The sequence below is a fragment of the Pseudomonas rhizozeae genome, from assembly GCF_031583775.1.
In the GTDB taxonomy this organism is placed as follows: domain Bacteria; phylum Pseudomonadota; class Gammaproteobacteria; order Pseudomonadales; family Pseudomonadaceae; genus Aquipseudomonas.
Genome location: NZ_JAVLSB010000039.1, coordinates 1 through 567, shown reverse-complemented (window position 1 = coordinate 567; position 567 = coordinate 1). Strand labels below are relative to the sequence as shown.

Annotated in this window: 1 protein-coding gene; it reads left to right on the top strand. The window is 53.3% G+C overall.

The features are described 5' to 3' along the window. Positions 1-567 (top strand): IS110 family transposase (locus RG836_RS27390; protein WP_310845819.1); only part of this gene is annotated, 567 nt, incomplete at both ends.

Genomic DNA, 567 nt, shown 5'->3' with positions numbered 1-567 from the left:
GATAGCCATTGAGTCCACCAATATCTACCACTTGGCGTTTGCCGATCTGGCCCACGAAGCCGGTTGCGTGATTTACATGATCGGTGGTTATGAGCTGCATCATTACCGCGAAGGCGTGAAGGTTCGGGCTAAAACTGACGCGCTCGATGCCAAGCTGCTTGCTCGTTACCTTAAAAATGAGCAACAAGAGCTTCGCCCATGGACGCCACCTTCACCGCTGTATCGCCAGCTCCTGAGCCTTTTCCGCCGCCGGGCGGCGTTGGTCCAGGCAAGGGTCGGACTGGAACAGAGCTGGGCAAATGAACCGTTGTTGAAGACCGCTTTTGCCGAACAGGTGAAGTCCATGCAGCAACTGGAAACGCTGGTCGAGAAGACGATCAACGATCAGTTGAAAGAAGCCGGATTAGTGGGGCAATTGAAGCGTTGCCTCAAAGTGGAAGGGATCGGTTTTTTAACCGGAGCCCGTTTGATCGCTGCATTTCAACGAGGCGACTTCAGAAATGCGGACGCGTTTGTTGCCTTTTTAGGGATGGATTTGCGAGTGTCCAAATCAGGGCAAAAAGACGG